The sequence below is a fragment of the Flavobacterium sp. ALD4 genome (genome assembly GCF_002836475.1).
Classification (GTDB): domain Bacteria; phylum Bacteroidota; class Bacteroidia; order Flavobacteriales; family Flavobacteriaceae; genus Flavobacterium.
Map to the genome: position 1 here is coordinate 81,133 of NZ_PJBJ01000030.1, position 14,526 is coordinate 95,658.

Annotated in this window: 14 protein-coding genes; 6 read left to right on the forward strand and 8 right to left on the reverse strand. The window is 35.3% G+C overall.

Features of this window, described 5'->3' with window-relative positions:
- Together CXF59_RS09000 and CXF59_RS09005 are read right to left on the reverse strand one after the other, a co-directional pair.
- Entirely contained in the window at nucleotides 1-1,230 is a 1,230-nt protein-coding gene (locus tag CXF59_RS09000) for an MFS transporter (RefSeq protein ID WP_101137486.1), read from the reverse strand.
- A gap of 14 nt (nucleotides 1,231-1,244) precedes the next feature.
- Entirely contained in the window at nucleotides 1,245-2,156 is a 912-nt protein-coding gene (locus tag CXF59_RS09005) for an AEC family transporter (protein ID WP_101137487.1), read from the reverse strand.
- 187 nt (nucleotides 2,157-2,343) lie between these two features.
- Between CXF59_RS09005 and meaB the strand changes: the two genes are divergently transcribed.
- Nucleotides 2,344-3,432: a methylmalonyl Co-A mutase-associated GTPase MeaB gene (gene meaB, locus CXF59_RS09010; RefSeq protein WP_101137488.1), complete on the forward strand. Its 1,089-nt coding sequence runs from the start codon at nucleotides 2,344-2,346 to the stop codon at nucleotides 3,430-3,432.
- Between the two features lie 52 nt (nucleotides 3,433-3,484).
- Here meaB and CXF59_RS09015 read toward each other — a convergent pair whose 3' ends face one another.
- From CXF59_RS09015 to CXF59_RS09025, 3 genes are all read right to left on the reverse strand, one after another.
- Nucleotides 3,485-3,715 carry a hypothetical protein gene (locus CXF59_RS09015; RefSeq protein ID WP_101137489.1) on the reverse strand — a complete coding sequence of 77 codons (231 nt, stop codon included), beginning with the start codon at nucleotides 3,713-3,715 and terminating at the stop codon, nucleotides 3,485-3,487.
- Between the two features lie 73 nt (nucleotides 3,716-3,788).
- On the reverse strand, nucleotides 3,789-4,697 hold the full coding sequence (locus tag CXF59_RS09020) for a prohibitin family protein (protein WP_101137490.1): 909 nt from the start codon (nucleotides 4,695-4,697) through the stop codon (nucleotides 3,789-3,791).
- Between the two features lie 74 nt (nucleotides 4,698-4,771).
- Entirely contained in the window at nucleotides 4,772-6,154 is a 1,383-nt protein-coding gene (locus CXF59_RS09025; RefSeq protein WP_101137491.1) for an MATE family efflux transporter, read from the reverse strand.
- Between the two features lie 181 nt (nucleotides 6,155-6,335).
- Here CXF59_RS09025 and CXF59_RS09030 point away from each other — a divergent pair, with 181 nt between their 5' ends.
- The gene (locus CXF59_RS09030) at nucleotides 6,336-6,860 is read left to right on the forward strand and encodes a hypothetical protein (RefSeq protein WP_101137492.1); all 525 of its coding nucleotides are present in this window, start codon (nucleotides 6,336-6,338) and stop codon (nucleotides 6,858-6,860) included.
- 50 nt (nucleotides 6,861-6,910) lie between these two features.
- Here CXF59_RS09030 and CXF59_RS09035 read toward each other — a convergent pair whose 3' ends face one another.
- On the reverse strand, nucleotides 6,911-7,789 hold the full coding sequence (locus tag CXF59_RS09035; protein WP_101137493.1) for a PPK2 family polyphosphate kinase: 879 nt from the start codon (nucleotides 7,787-7,789) through the stop codon (nucleotides 6,911-6,913).
- Between the two features lie 184 nt (nucleotides 7,790-7,973).
- Here CXF59_RS09035 and CXF59_RS09040 point away from each other — a divergent pair, with 184 nt between their 5' ends.
- Nucleotides 7,974-8,804, forward strand: a complete 831-nt coding sequence (locus CXF59_RS09040) for a hypothetical protein (RefSeq protein ID WP_101137494.1) — start codon at nucleotides 7,974-7,976, stop codon at nucleotides 8,802-8,804.
- A gap of 18 nt (nucleotides 8,805-8,822) precedes the next feature.
- Here the strand turns inward: CXF59_RS09040 and CXF59_RS09045 are convergent, their stop codons facing one another.
- Nucleotides 8,823-9,695, reverse strand: a complete 873-nt coding sequence (locus CXF59_RS09045; RefSeq protein WP_101137495.1) for a L,D-transpeptidase — start codon at nucleotides 9,693-9,695, stop codon at nucleotides 8,823-8,825.
- A 387-nt stretch (nucleotides 9,696-10,082) separates the two neighbouring features.
- On the opposite strand from CXF59_RS09045, the gene CXF59_RS09050 reads away from it, so the two are divergent.
- Both CXF59_RS09050 and CXF59_RS09055 read left to right on the forward strand, forming a co-directional pair.
- Nucleotides 10,083-10,592, forward strand: coding sequence for a CPBP family intramembrane glutamic endopeptidase (locus CXF59_RS09050; protein ID WP_157824554.1), 510 nt, complete (start codon nucleotides 10,083-10,085; stop codon nucleotides 10,590-10,592).
- 43 nt (nucleotides 10,593-10,635) lie between these two features.
- Nucleotides 10,636-11,352: a 3-ketoacyl-ACP reductase gene (locus CXF59_RS09055; RefSeq protein ID WP_101137497.1), complete on the forward strand. Its 717-nt coding sequence runs from the start codon at nucleotides 10,636-10,638 to the stop codon at nucleotides 11,350-11,352.
- A 141-nt stretch (nucleotides 11,353-11,493) separates the two neighbouring features.
- Here CXF59_RS09055 and mtaB read toward each other — a convergent pair whose 3' ends face one another.
- A complete protein-coding gene (gene mtaB / locus CXF59_RS09060) occupies nucleotides 11,494-12,822 on the reverse strand; it encodes a tRNA (N(6)-L-threonylcarbamoyladenosine(37)-C(2))-methylthiotransferase MtaB (protein ID WP_101137498.1) in 1,329 nt (442 codons plus the stop codon).
- An 87-nt stretch (nucleotides 12,823-12,909) separates the two neighbouring features.
- Between mtaB and CXF59_RS09065 the strand changes: the two genes are divergently transcribed.
- Nucleotides 12,910-14,526 carry an ABC transporter substrate-binding protein gene (locus CXF59_RS09065; protein ID WP_101137499.1) on the forward strand — a complete coding sequence of 539 codons (1,617 nt, stop codon included), beginning with the start codon at nucleotides 12,910-12,912 and terminating at the stop codon, nucleotides 14,524-14,526.

Sequence of the window (14,526 nt, forward strand, 5' to 3'; positions counted from 1 at the left end):
CTAGTGTGCGGTTGTTTTCATTTTTACATTGGGCAAAAAATACGTAAACACACCTAATAAGGGTAGAAAAGAACTGATTTTATAAACATATTCTATACTTGTCTGATCAGCCAGATAGCCCAAAAGCGCAGACCCCAAACCTCCCATTCCAAAAGCAAAACCAAAAAATAATCCAGAAATCATACCCACTTTACCCGGCATCAATTCTTGAGCAAATACTAAAATCGCCGAAAATGCCGAAGCAATAACGATTCCTATGACCACTGATAATATTCCGGTCCAAAACAAATTAGCATACGGCAAAAGTAGGGTAAAGGGAGCCGCTCCCAAAATTGAAACCCAAATGATGTATTTCCTTCCAAAACGATCGCCTAAAGGTCCGCCAATTAATGTTCCCGCTGCTACAGCGGCTAAGAACAGAAATAAATGAAATTGAGATTCTTGAATACTGAGTCCAAATTTATGCATCAGGTAAAATGTAAAGTAGCTCGACATACTGGACATATAGAAAAATTTCGAAAATATTAAAAGCAGCAACACTCCTATTGAAATTTTTATCTTTCTCTTCGAAAAAGGAACAATTTCTTCCTCGCTCGTTATTTTTTTAGAAGCACGTAAATTCAGATGATTTTGGTACCAAACGGCAATCTTAGTCAAAACGAATATTCCTAAAACACCTACTAGTACGAACCATATGATATTCGATTGTCCGTAAGGTGCCACAATTATAGCGACTAACAATGGTCCGATGGCACTTCCTGTATTGCCACCCAACTGAAAGATGGATTGCGCCAAACCTCTTTTTCCCCCAGAGCCTAAAAAAGCGACGCGGGACGCTTCCGGATGAAATATCGACGAGCCGATACCCACAAGAGAAACCGCCACCAATATCATCCAAAACTGAATAGATACAGATAATAATGCTAATCCAGAAATAGTAAACACCATGCCAATTGCCAATGAGTAAGGTTTTGGCTTTTTATCAGTATAAAAACCAATAAACGGTTGTAATAAAGAAGCTGTCAGCTGATATACAAACGTAATTAACCCAATTTGGGTAAAATTCAAATTAAAATTTTCTTTTAGAATCGGATAAGCTGCTGGAATAACCGATTGCATTAAATCATTTATCAAATGAGCAAAAGCGATGGAAAACAAAACCGAATAAATTGTTTTTTGAACTAAGCCAGGATTCTCTGATTTTGTATCAGTGGTGGAAATAGTATTCATATCGGAATAAAAAATTAAAGAAAACGAAACACAAAATACCAAAAAGCTAATGTGACAAAAGAAATAGGAATACCAAAACCAATCATCATACTACTTAAGCGAGGCTTTAAACCATGTGTAGTAGCCAATATACTGGCAGTTATCATTGGTGCCATTGCTGACTCCATGATGGCTACTTCAATCATTTTAGAATTTTGATTCAAAATTACGATGTACAACAAGTAGATTATAGCTGGCGTCAATACTAGCTTATACAACAATCCAAGTCCCAAAAATCGCCAATGTTGGCTCCTACTTTCAAAACGCAACTGCAGCCCTACCGAAACCAATGCCAATGGGGTAACTCCACTACCTACTTTTTGGAGAATATACTGTATCCATTCATGGAAATCAAAATTAAATACGTTCATCAAACAGGCTACAATAAAAGTGATAAAAGGAGGAAATAACATTATTTTTTTAAAAATCTGTATACCATTTGGCTCCCCTTTTGAGTACATGGTAGCCACTAAAATCCCTAAGGTGGAAAGCACCACGAAAGTACCCGGCTGATCAACTAATATGGCTGTTTTCATTCCTTCCTTACCGTATAGCGCTTCAATAATAGGAAACCCAAGGAAAGAGGTGTTTCCAAGGCCTGCCGTTAAGATTAAGCATCCGGTCAATTTTTTAGACCAACCATACTTATTGCCTAAAAAGCGAAATAATAGAAAGGCAACCACAAATCCAATCCATGCCACTCCAATGGGAAATAACAGCTGATTATTCCAATGAATTTTCGGAATGTAATACAACGCCAAAGCCGGAAGGCAAACATAAATTACAATCTTATTCAATAACTTATAAGTGCTGGTAGGAAACCTCTTTACTCTTTGTAATACAATCCCGAGAATTAGATAAAAAAAGATAAGAATAAAGTTCGTCATAGCGTAATAAATATTACCGCTAAATTAACACTATCACTTGGTATAACTCTTACTATTTTAAATTGTAATAAACTTTTTTTCAACAAGTAGATTTGAATAGGATTTGATAAATTATTCTCTTTAAAAAACAGATAAAGTTCTAATAATTCATGTTTAAGTGCTAATTTTACTAAAATGACTTTAAGCTTTGGAAAACGACAAAATAAAACAAACTGCCCGCAGTGAGAAAGCTGGAATTTCACAGCCAGAAATTTTTAGCCCGTCTGTTGTAAAAAACATTCAAAAATACAGAAAAATACAGCCTTCATCTGAAGAACTAGTTAAGGGCATTTTATCGGGTAATATAACCGCTTTAAGTCGGGCCATTACTTTGATAGAAAGTACAAATCCAGCTCATTTGATTAAAGCCAATACCGTCATTAAGGCCTGTTTACTTCATGCGAAAAAATCAGTTCGAATAGGGATAACTGGTGTTCCAGGTGTTGGTAAAAGCACGTTCATAGAAGCGTTTGGAAAACATTTAACCGGATTAGGAAAAAAAGTAGCTGTACTCACTGTTGATCCTAGCAGTACTATATCACATGGAAGTATTTTGGGAGATAAAACTCGTATGGAGGAATTAGTCAAAGACAGAAACGCCTACATTCGCCCCTCTGCGTCAGGAGACACATTAGGTGGTGTAGCCAGAAAAACACGCGAAACAATTACACTTTGCGAAGCTAGCGGCTTTGACACGATCATCATAGAAACAGTAGGTGTAGGCCAAAGCGAGACAGCGGTACACAGTATGGTGGATTTCTTTTTGTTACTAAAAATTGCCGGAGCCGGTGATGAATTGCAAGGTATTAAAAGAGGCATTATGGAAATGGCAGATGCAATTGTCATCAATAAAGCGGATGGCGATAATATTCGCAAATCGAAACTTGCGAAAACGGAGTTTAACAGGGCACTACATCTGTTTCCAGCAAAAAAATCAGGTTGGATACCCACAACAGCAACCTGTAGTGCAATTACTTTAGAGGGAATACCAGACGTTTGGGACACGATTGCAAAATTTATCGAACAAACGAAAGGCAACGATTATTTTAACGTAAAACGTTCGCAACAAAATGAATATTGGATGCTAGAAACCATCAACGAACAACTGAAACTAAATTTTTATAACAATACCGAAATTCAAACATTATTGGAATCAAATAAAAAAGCGGTGCAAAACGGTGAAATATCACCATTTGCAGCCGCCCAGTTATTGTTAGAAAAATATTTTAAAGAGTAAATCCATTTGATATATCATTTAGATTCACATTAAAAGAAATATTTATTAATGGTTACTCTTTCTCGTAACGTTCCATTTCTCTATCATAAAATTCATTAGCCAATACTATCAATCCTTCCATTTCGAGATTTAACTCCCCTTCATCAAGATCCTCAGCTTCTTCAATAAATTCTACTTCATCGTCTTTAAGGTTAATTATGAATCTTGGATAATCTAAGTGAACGATAAAAATATCTTCCTGAAAATCAGTGTTATCGCCTAATAAAAATTTGGGTAATTCCATTTATAAATGTTAAATCATTAATTACTAAATTCATTGCAACGATTAAGCTAATAATCGTTGCAACAAATATAATCTATTTATCAGAAAGAATGATTGAAGAACTCCCCTTACCATCCATAAAAATAATTTTCGTGTTTGGTGATGCGGCCAATTCTTTTTGTGCTTTTATAGATTCATATTGTAATTGCTTCTGTGTTAACCCAAGTGAAATAATTCTTTGGTAATCAGCAATACCTTGCGCTTCCACTCTTTTACGTTCTGCTTCTTGTTTTTCTTTTTGAAGCACGAATGTCATTTTTTGCGCATCTTGTTCCGCATTAATTTTGCTTTCAATAGATGCTTTTACAGAAGCTGGCAAATTGATGTTTCTTATCAATAATTGCTCAAGAATTAAACCTCTTGATTTAAAATCGGCTTCAATAGTTTTAAAAATACGATCTTGAAACTCAATTCTTTTAGTAGAATACAAGGCTACTGCATCGTAGTAAACTGCATTGTCACGGATACGTGTTCTAGTTACCGGTCTTACAATTTTATCAATATAATTAACCCCTATTTCTTTAAATATTGTTGGAGCGTCTATACCGGACACACGGTATAAAACCGTTAAATCAATCACCACCTCAAGTCCATCATTTGACAGTACTCGAATGGCATCATCACCTTGTTGAGCTCCTTCAGACTGGGATGAAGACATCGTGTAATTTTGGGTTTGAATATCAAAGTCCGTAACATCCAGAAGTGGATTAATTACATTCAGACCACTTGTAAGAATCTCCGGCTGTACACTTCCATACAAAGATGTTACTCCTACCGTTCCCGCATTAATTTGCTTAAATGCTGATGTAAAAATTCCTCCAACAATTAATAAAATACCGATAATTTTAAAAAGATTTGAAAATTTCGATAATGGATTTTGATCCGTTTTTAAAGTAAAGCTAGTAACCACTAAGATTAAGCCTAGAATAATAAGTATTATCATGTGTTTTAATTTTGAATGCTTATTAGCCTTGAAAGACCAATAAACGAATTAGAAGTAACAATGTTTGAACAACATTATTTTATAGATTTCTCCAATACTAACTTTTTTGTTAGTCGAGAAAAGCGAAGATACAAAAATAAAGCGGCAATAGATAATCCTACCAGTAATCCTATCCAAATCCCAGCAGCTTTCAAATCAGTATACAAGCCCAAGTAAATTGAAATCGGAAAACCAACAACCCAATACGCCACAAATGTAATATACATCGGTACTTTCACATCCTGCAAACCTCTTAAAGCGCCTAAAACAACAACCTGAATTCCGTCCGAGATTTGGAAAAATGCCGCCACAAATAATAGTTGAGAGGCTATTTCAATAACTTCCTTGGTCTCACCCAGATGCTTCATATCATTGACATTCACAAATAACTGAGGTAAATATTGATGAAAAACTACAAAAATAAGAGCAAATACAGTCTCAAGAAGTATTGCCAATAAGAATATAGATCGCGCCACTAGCTGCAATTTAACATAATCCATCAGTCCTTTCTGATTCCCCACTCTAATCGTTACAGCCACACTCAAACCCATGGCAAACATAAAAGTCAAAGAAGATAAACTCAACGCAATCTGATTAGCAGCTAGGCTCGTCGTTCCCAAAAGTCCAGAAAGCCAAATTGCCCCTGTAAACAAACCTACCTCAAAAAACATTTGCATAGAAGAAGGAAAACCTAAGCTGATAATCTTATTGAGCATTTTTTTCTTGATTTCTTTTAAACTAAAGTTTTCAAAATAGGGATGAAATTTTGGTTTTCTAATCAGGATGTAATGCATAAAAACTAACATAACAATACGAGAAACAATCGTACCAATCGCAGCTCCCACAATTCCCATTTTAGGAAAAACCCAAATCCCGTAAATCAAGAAGTAATTGATAACCACATTAATGATATTCCCAATGATCGTTGCCCACATAGAGCTTTTAGTATCTGATTTCCCATCAGCAAATTGCTTGTAAGCCTGAAAAATAATAAGTGGAACAAGTGAGAAAGCAACGATATCAAGATAAGGCTTTGCCATTTCGACCACAATATCCGGTTGACCCATTAAAGAGATTAAAGGCTTAAAAAAGAATATAATCAGAAATAATGTGAAACCTAAAATCGTGCATAAAAATAACCCATGATGAAATACGCTTCTTCCCTCTTCAACATTATTATTCCCGTCAGTTTCTGCTGCCAATGGAGTTATGGCCGTAGAAAAACCAATACCTAATGACAGGGCTATAAAAATAAAACTATTACCTAAAGAAACCGCTGCCAACTCTGTTGGCCCTAGTTGTCCTACCATAACATTGTCTACGATTCCAACAATTGTATGTCCTATCATCCCCAAAATGATTGGATAGGCTAGCCTTAAATTATAAGAAAACTCTTGAGTATATTTAGAAAAATTCACTTTACTATTTTTTGATGGCAAATATAATTAGAAGCTTTTGATTGTTCCGGAATTATATAAGAAAATCAGATAATTCTATAACTTTTCAAGCTTTTCATCGATATACATTTGCACCAGTCACCTTGATGGTATTTAAACAACCCGAAAAGACGAAATTTTATTTAACAATATAATTCATATTATGAAAACTGCAGGAAAAATTAAAATGGTATTCGCTTTAGCAATCACAATGATGTTTGCAAGTAATGTACAAGCTCAAGAAACAAAAGAAGTGAAAAATTACGATCAAGGATTCCGTTTAGGGATAGGTCTTAATGGAGGGGTACCTACGAATACAGATTTTTACAACTATTCTTTAGGTGCTGATGTTAGACTTCAATATGACTTATCTGAAAGAACATCTTTAACTTTAACTACTGGTTTTACTAACTTGTTTATTAACAACGGTGTTAAAGATTTAGGTTTCATTCCAGTAAAAGCTGGTTTCAAGGCATTCGTATGGGAAGACCAATTTTATGTGTTAGGTGAAATAGGTGGTGGGCTAGCGGTAACAAACACTGATGTAAACAAAAAAAATACGTACTTATGGGCTCCAGGTCTTGGATATGCTACTAAAGATATTGACGTAAGTGTGCGTTATGAAGCATATACAGAATATGATACAAACCAGATAGCGCTTCGTGTAGCTTATGGTTTTAAACTATAATATTCTTTTGAATTAGTAAAAAAAATGCTCTGAATTTCAGAGCATTTTTTTTATTCTTTTGCCAAAATATCTTTGTATAACTCAATGTTTTCCTGAATTTCATCATCCATTTCCGGCATTTGAATATCCGTATGTTTTTGCATTTCCTCCCAAATAATTTTACCCACGATATAGCGGCACATTTCTTTATCGTCTGCAGGAATTACGTACCAAGGCGCATACGCCGTAGAAGTATTGTTTATCGCTTCTTCATAATAACGCATATAATCATCCCAACGCTCTCTTTCTTTAAGATCCCCGACGGAGAACTTCCAATTGTGTTTTTTTTCTTCTAAACGTCTCAATAAGCGCGCTCTTTGCTCCTCTTTGCTCATATGGAGAAAGAATTTCAGAATAATAGTTCCGTTTTGGGTAATGTGTTTCTCAAAATTCCTAATTTGCTCCATCCTGTTTTCCCAAAAGGCAGGTGTAATCGATGAAACGTCTTCTATCCCCGGTAAGTTTTCATTTAAAATATATTCAGGATGCACCCTGGTAACTAGTACATTCTCATAATGCGTTCTATTAAAAACGGCAAATTTTCCTTTTTCCGGTAATGCCAAATAATGGCGCCATAAATAATCATGTTCCAGCTCGTTCGAATTAGGTGTTTTAAAACTATGCACCACAACCCCTCGCGAATTAAAGTACTTAAAAACTTCTCGAATCAAACTGTCTTTCCCTGAAGTATCCATGCCCTGCAAACATATCAAAACCCCATACCTGTTGTGGGCGTACATCGTATCCTGCAAATCACTCAACTTATCGATGATATCCTCTAATTTATCCTTTTTTTTGTCATCACTCGCACCACTATCTAAATTAGTCGGAAGTTTTGACAACTCTATCTTGTTATTAACTTTAAAATCTTCCAGATTAATTGATTTCATAGGGAATACTTTATCTTTACTTTCTCAAATATAACGAATAATCAGGACTACTCTTGATAATTTTTTGGAGCTTTTTCCAGCTATCCACTTCAATCTATTGTGCCGCCCCCGAAGCTTCGGGACCTGGCACAATAGGATTTTCGCTGCTATCTGGGCTAGGGGTTTACGTTTTCAACATCTAATTATGAAAAAAATTACATTAGAATTATTCACAAGTATTATAGGTATTGGTGCCGCATCTGGACTTTTCTTCCAAGACCATTTTCTCTATTTAATTGGCGACAACAGTAGCTTTTTATACGAATACAACCTCACTGATACTAGCCTCAACAAATACCCACTCCTGCAAAATCCGAGTCAAAACATTCTAAAAAAGGACAAACACGACTTTGAATCTCTAACTCATTTTCAAGACACACTCTATATCTTTGGCTCAGGCTCCACCGCACAAAGGAATGCGATGGTCGAATTTGATTTAAAAACAAGAAAGAAAACCATGACTAATAATCTGGTTGATTTATATGCAGTCATGCAAAGTTTTGGATACATCAAATCGGAAGATTTTAATTTAGAAGGCGTTATTTATGATGGCGAAAACTGGTATTTATTCAACCGTGGTAATGGGAGCGAAAACAAAAATGTTATTTTCACTCTTCAAGCTAAAAAATTAAACGAAGAATTCAGTCTTCTTTCTAACGATTACAAGCTCCCAAAAATAAAAGGGGTTCGTACCAGTTTTACTGATGCAGTCCTGATTGATGGAAAAATTTATTTCTTAGCCACAGCCGAAAACACCGCCTCTACTTATGAAGATGGCGAAATTCTGGGAACTGTTATTGGTCGCATTGACATTGAAACGATGAAAATAGATTTTACAAAAAAAATTAGCCCCACAAATAAATTTAAAGGGCTAACCTTATTTTCAAAAAACAAGAACCAAATCCAGTTTCTCCTTTGTGAGAACAAGGATACTTTAGAAAGCACCATTTACAAACTAAGTGTAGAACTCAACTAACGAAACAGAAGGTTATTTCTATAATTTAGTAGTCTGAACCGTTTCCCGGTTCTTCTGCTCTTTTAGAATATCACTTAGAAAAGGCGTGGTTTGTTCCTCAATTTCCTTTTCTGAAATATCTAATGCCTTCTGATTAGCAACTAATTGCAACCATGGTTTAGGCGCTATAAAATCATAACTACCAAAAACAATTACAGGAGTCCCTTTTACTTTAACCGTTTCTGAATCGGCTAATTGCCACTCATCAGCCCACTCATATAAAAGTTTAGCATCTTTCTCCTGAAGTCTCAAACAAGAATGAGAGGCCGGATAACCCGGTAAGCTATATTCATGCCATCCCACACCCAGTTTATTTTCTACGTTGAAGTTCCAACGCAAATCCCACTCATCATCAAATGTACTTGTAGTTTCCTCTGCTTTCCAATTCGTAAAGAAGAGTCCCGTTGGTGTTTTGTATTTTTCACTCCCCATATTAGTGGGTCCAGCATAAGTCAACTGTCCTTTTTCATAAGCGGCAAATGTTTGTGTCGGGTACGAAAAAAATATGATTTTTTTTACGTCTTTTAAGTACGAAACTGTCAATGGAAATGGTAGATAGAACTCAATATCTCCGCTCATATCCCCCGGAATTAAGATCGAATCCATTTGCTTCAGATTGGTAGCATCGGTTCGGTTAACAGCATAAGCTATACCAAGCATTTTGTCATCGCCTGCATGTGCAGCTAACCATTGTTTCGTGTTTTCTAGATGATAAGAAACACTCTTCGGTTCTTGTCGTGTGATGACCGGAACACTTTCCACGCTTTCCACGCTTTCAACATTATCCTGTTGTTTGCATGAAACTATAAGAATCATGACACTAATATTCAAAAGAAGGGCTAATTTTTTCATAGTTACAATTTATACTACAAAATTGATCTATTTTAACATTTAAAATGTTATATAATTATTTGAATTATTTATCTAATTTAAATGTTTAGACCTAGTCGAAATTAACTTTTTTTTTGCTTTCTGTTTTGCCATTAAAAAAAAGAATGGCTTAACTTTGCTTAAAGAAAAATAAAATTTGTAATTGACTTATTACGGTGAAAATTGACTGACTTAGCTAAAAAATTAAAAAAAAACTCACCTTCACTTGGTAGTATTTTCTTTTTATTGATATTACTATTAAGTACTGCTGTATTATCAAACCAATTATTTAATCTAAACAGTTCTAATCATGAAACATCGTTTTTTTTCACGAGAATAGCGATCTGGTTTTGTTTACTGTTCGTCTATATGTATGCCATTATAATAGAAAAGCGACCTTTGCTATTATGGAAAGAAAAAAAATATGCATTAGGGTTTTATATAAAATCAATTATCTCAACAATGCTAGTTTTGATCTTGGTAGTATTCGCTTTAAGCTTAACCTTTAAATTAGCCGATTCAAATATTGACAGTGAAAAGATGAAAGTTCTTGTTCAAGTTTTTAAAAAAAATCGACTTCTACTTGTTTTCACTTGTTTAACTGCTGGAATTACTGAAGAAATAATCTTTAGAGGCTATTTACTACCAAGATTGGAAATTCTGTTAAAAAATAAAAATTTATCAGTCATTATATCAAGCATATTTTTTGGACTTATACATTATGGTTACGGAACTAGTATTCAAATAATTGGCCCCATTCTAATAGGGCTTGTATTTGGAGTTCATTACCAAAAATACAGAAATATTAAAATTTTAATAATTTGTCATTTCTTATGGGACTTAATTGCTTTGCTTGTAAAAACTGGCCAAACACAATAGAAAACATCAATACTCTTAAAAATAATTCATAAACAAAAATAACATGACTGACTTAAAAAATAAAAATGCGCTAATTACAGGTGCCGGAAAAGGAATTGGAAAAGCAATCGCTATTGCTTTGGCGAAAGAAGGCGTGAATGTAATTTTAGTGTCCCGTACCCAATCTGATTTGGACGAGGTAGCAACGGAGGTTAATAACTTAGGAATAAAATCATTGACACTTACAGCTGATGTCTCCGATATTTGTTCGGTAGATAAAGCCGTGGCACAAGCCTTGGATAAATTTAAAACAATTGATATATTAATTAATAATGCCGGAATTGCCGCTTTTGGTAAATTTCTAGAACTCGAACCTAAAGCATGGGAGCGTATCATTCAGGTGAACTTAATGGGAACCTACTATACTACCCGCGCGGTCTTACCTAACATGATTGAAAGACAAACTGGAGATATCATAAACATTTCCTCGACTGCAGGATTGAAAGGAAATGCATTAACCAGCGCGTACAGTGCATCTAAATTTGCTGTTTTAGGACTAACAGAATCCTTAATGCAGGAAGTTCGAAAACATAACATTCGCGTCACTGCCTTAACTCCGAGCACGGTTGGCACTGAAATGGCCAAAGATTTAAAACTAACAGATGGTAATCCTGAAAACGTAATGCAAGCTGAAGATGTAGCCGAATTAATCATCGCTCAGTTAAAGTTAAACCGACGCGTATTTATTAAAGATGCAGGCATTTGGTCAACAAACCCATAAATAATTAAGGGAATTGTCAAATAGTCAAATGGCCACAAGTCAAATACAATCTTGACTTAAATAAAAAACCATTGAAAGATTAAGTTTTACCTTAATCTCTTAATGGTTTAATAGTTTAAACTTTAAATTATTTTAAAGTACCTACACCTCAATCGCTACAAATTCCATTCTAACACTGCCATCAGTATCAATTGTAGTTAAGTTGATTTCATGCAAGGTATTCACTAATTCCGGATTCCATGGTGTTTTTACTTTAACGTAGTTTTCTGTAAAACCATGAATGTAACCCTCTTTATTTTCGCTTTCAAAAAGAACTGTTCTCGTACTTTCCAACTGGCTTTCATAAAAAGCGCGGCGTTTTTTAACCGATAATCCACGCATCATTTTACTTCTTTTCACACGGACATTTTCAGGCACCACACCCGCCATTTCCGCAGCTTCAGTATTATCACGTTCAGAATACTTGAATACATGCAAATAAGAAATATCCATTTCATTCAAATAACGATAGGTTTCCAAAAAATGCTCATCGGTTTCACCGGGAAAGCCAACAATCACATCCACACCAATACAGGCATGAGGCATCACTTCTCTAATTTTATTTACTCTTTCAGTATATATTTCGCGCTGGTAACGACGCTTCATTAATTTCAGAATATCGTTACTTCCAGATTGCAATGGGATATGAAAATGCGGTACAAAAGTTCTGCTTTTCGAAACAAATTCTATCGTTTCATTTTTCAATAAATTAGGTTCAATGGACGAAATTCGCAAACGCTCTATCCCTTCTACTTTGTCCAATTCCTGAACCAATTCCAAGAACGTATGTTCATGTTTTTTGTTTCCAAATTCCCCTTTTCCGTAATCCCCAATATTCACACCGGTAAGAACAATTTCTTTGATGTTCTGCTGCGAAATTTCGTAAGCATTTTTTAAAACATTTTCCAATTCATCACTTCTGGAAATCCCTCTAGCAAGTGGAATCGTACAATACGTACATTTGTAATCACAACCATCCTGCACCTTCAAGAAAGCACGGGTTCTATCGCCTATCGAGTAACTTCCCACATAGAAATCAGCATCAGCTATCTCGCAAGAATGTACTTCACCAAAATCATTTTTAGACAAATCATTAATATAATCGGTAATTTTAAATTTCTCTGTAGCTCCCAGAACCAAATCAACTCCATCAACTGCTGCTAATTCTTCCGGTTTCAACTGCGCATAACAACCCACAGCGGCTACAAAAGCTTTATTGTTGAGCTTCATTGCTTTTTTGACCACTTGTTTAAACTGCTTGTCTGCATTTTCAGTAACCGAGCACGTATTAATCACATACATATCAGCGACTTCTTCAAAATCAACACGGTCAAAACCTTCGTCCTGAAAGTTTCTCGCAATAGTAGAGGTTTCTGAAAAATTCAGTTTGCATCCAAGCGTATAAAAGGCAACTTTTTTTCTGTTTTCCATAGGGATAAACTACGTTTTTAGTAGTAACTTATTATATTTACATCTTTGTAAAAAGAGTTTGCAAATTTACGTACAATATTCTTTAAAATGAAATCAATAATTACCTATATATCAACGCTTTGTATTGTATTAACATTTGCTTCTTGTGGAAAAGACAGTACAAAAAATAAAGATCATCTTGTTTTTCGTTACAATGAAAGCTCTAATATCACTTCGCTTGACCCTGCTTTCTCAAAAGTACAATCGAATATATGGGCTTGCAATCACATTTTCAATGGTTTACTCCAATTGGACGAAAAATTAAATATACAACCCGATATAGCTAAATCTTGGTCTGTTTCTCCCGATGCAAAAACCTATACTTTTACCTTGCGAATGGACATCTATTTCCAAAAGCACATTTTATTTGGCAAGGACAGTACGAGAACCGTAAATGCATCTGATTTTGAATACAGCCTCAACCGATTACTCGATGAAAAAGTAGCTTCTCCCGGCGGTTGGGTTTTACAAAACGTAGCCAGCTTCAAAGCAGAAAATGACAGCGTTTTTCAAATCAAACTGATCAAGCCTTTCCCCGCTTTCTTAGGGCTAATGACTATGAAATATGCCTCCGTAGTACCTAAAGAAGTCGTTTCTCATTATGGTAGCGACTTTCGATCTCACCCAATAGGAACTGGCCCTTTCCAAATGAAATTATGGGAAGAAAATGTAAAACTAGTTTTGCGCAAAAATCCCTTGTTTTATGAAAAAGACGAGAAAGGAAATGCACTGCCTTACTTGGAAGCCGTTGCCATTACCTTTTTACCGGATAAGCAAAGTGGTTTTTTACAATTTATACAAGGAAAATTAGATTTCACTTCAGGCCTAGACCCTTCCTATAAAGATGATATTCTAACACAAACAGGAGAATTGCAGCCCAAATACAAAGACGAAGTTAACTTAATCACCGGACCCTATCTGAATACTGAATATTTAGGTTTCCGTATGGACGGCGACAATAAAGCCGTATTAGACTTACGCATTCGTCAAGCGATGAATTACGGTTTCGACCGGCAAAAAATGATTACCTATTTGCGAAATAATATGGGAACCCCAGCAGTAAACGGAATCATCCCTACAGGCTTACCTAGTTTTAATAATGCCAAAGGATACACCTACGATAGCGAAAAAGCAAAAGAGTTGGTGAGTGAGTATAAGAAAGCCACAGGTGATAAAAACCCCGTAATTCAGCTAAGCACTAATGCGTCTTATGTCGACATTGGAGAGTTTTTACAAAGGGAGTGGCAAAAAATAGGATTAGATGTACAAGTAGATATCAGCCCTCCTTCCACTTTACGCCAAGCCATTTCTACCGGAAAAGTTTCTTTTTTCAGAGCGAGCTGGATTGCTGATTATCCCGATGCCGAGAATTATTTATCCCTGTTTTACAGTAAAAACTTCTCTCCGGATGGCCCAAACTACACTCATTTTAAAAATGAGGAATTCGATCGTCTATACGAACAGGCTTTTAAGGAAACTAATGACCAAAAACGTTTTGTTTTGTATCAGAAAATGGACAAAATCATTATTGATGAAGCGCCAATAATTCCTTTGTTTTATGACAAGGTTGCTCGATTCACCAGAAAAGATGTTTCTGGATTAGGAATTAACCCGTTGAATTTATTGAGCTTGAAAAAAGTAAAAAAGAACATCCCTAAATCGTAA

Excerpts from the sequence above, each read along its gene's own strand:
- CXF59_RS09035 (WP_101137493.1), bottom strand. The coding sequence starts at position 7,789 with ATGAAATCAATTAATCTGGAAGATTTTAAAGTTAATAACAAGATAGAG.
- CXF59_RS09005 (WP_101137487.1), bottom strand. The coding sequence starts at position 2,156 with ATGACGAACTTTATTCTTATCTTTTTTTATCTAATTCTCGGGATTGTA.
- CXF59_RS09015 (WP_101137489.1), bottom strand. The coding sequence starts at position 3,715 with ATGGAATTACCCAAATTTTTATTAGGCGATAACACTGATTTTCAGGAA.
- CXF59_RS09045 (WP_101137495.1), bottom strand. The coding sequence starts at position 9,695 with ATGAAAAAATTAGCCCTTCTTTTGAATATTAGTGTCATGATTCTTATA.
- CXF59_RS09040 (WP_101137494.1), top strand. The coding sequence starts at position 7,974 with ATGAAAAAAATTACATTAGAATTATTCACAAGTATTATAGGTATTGGT.
- CXF59_RS09050 (WP_157824554.1), top strand. The coding sequence starts at position 10,083 with ATGTATGCCATTATAATAGAAAAGCGACCTTTGCTATTATGGAAAGAA.
- CXF59_RS09055 (WP_101137497.1), top strand. The coding sequence starts at position 10,636 with ATGACTGACTTAAAAAATAAAAATGCGCTAATTACAGGTGCCGGAAAA.
- CXF59_RS09020 (WP_101137490.1), bottom strand. The coding sequence starts at position 4,697 with ATGATAATACTTATTATTCTAGGCTTAATCTTAGTGGTTACTAGCTTT.
- CXF59_RS09000 (WP_101137486.1), bottom strand. The coding sequence starts at position 1,230 with ATGAATACTATTTCCACCACTGATACAAAATCAGAGAATCCTGGCTTA.
- CXF59_RS09065 (WP_101137499.1), top strand. The coding sequence starts at position 12,910 with ATGAAATCAATAATTACCTATATATCAACGCTTTGTATTGTATTAACA.
- CXF59_RS09030 (WP_101137492.1), top strand. The coding sequence starts at position 6,336 with ATGAAAACTGCAGGAAAAATTAAAATGGTATTCGCTTTAGCAATCACA.
- mtaB (WP_101137498.1), bottom strand. The coding sequence starts at position 12,822 with ATGGAAAACAGAAAAAAAGTTGCCTTTTATACGCTTGGATGCAAACTG.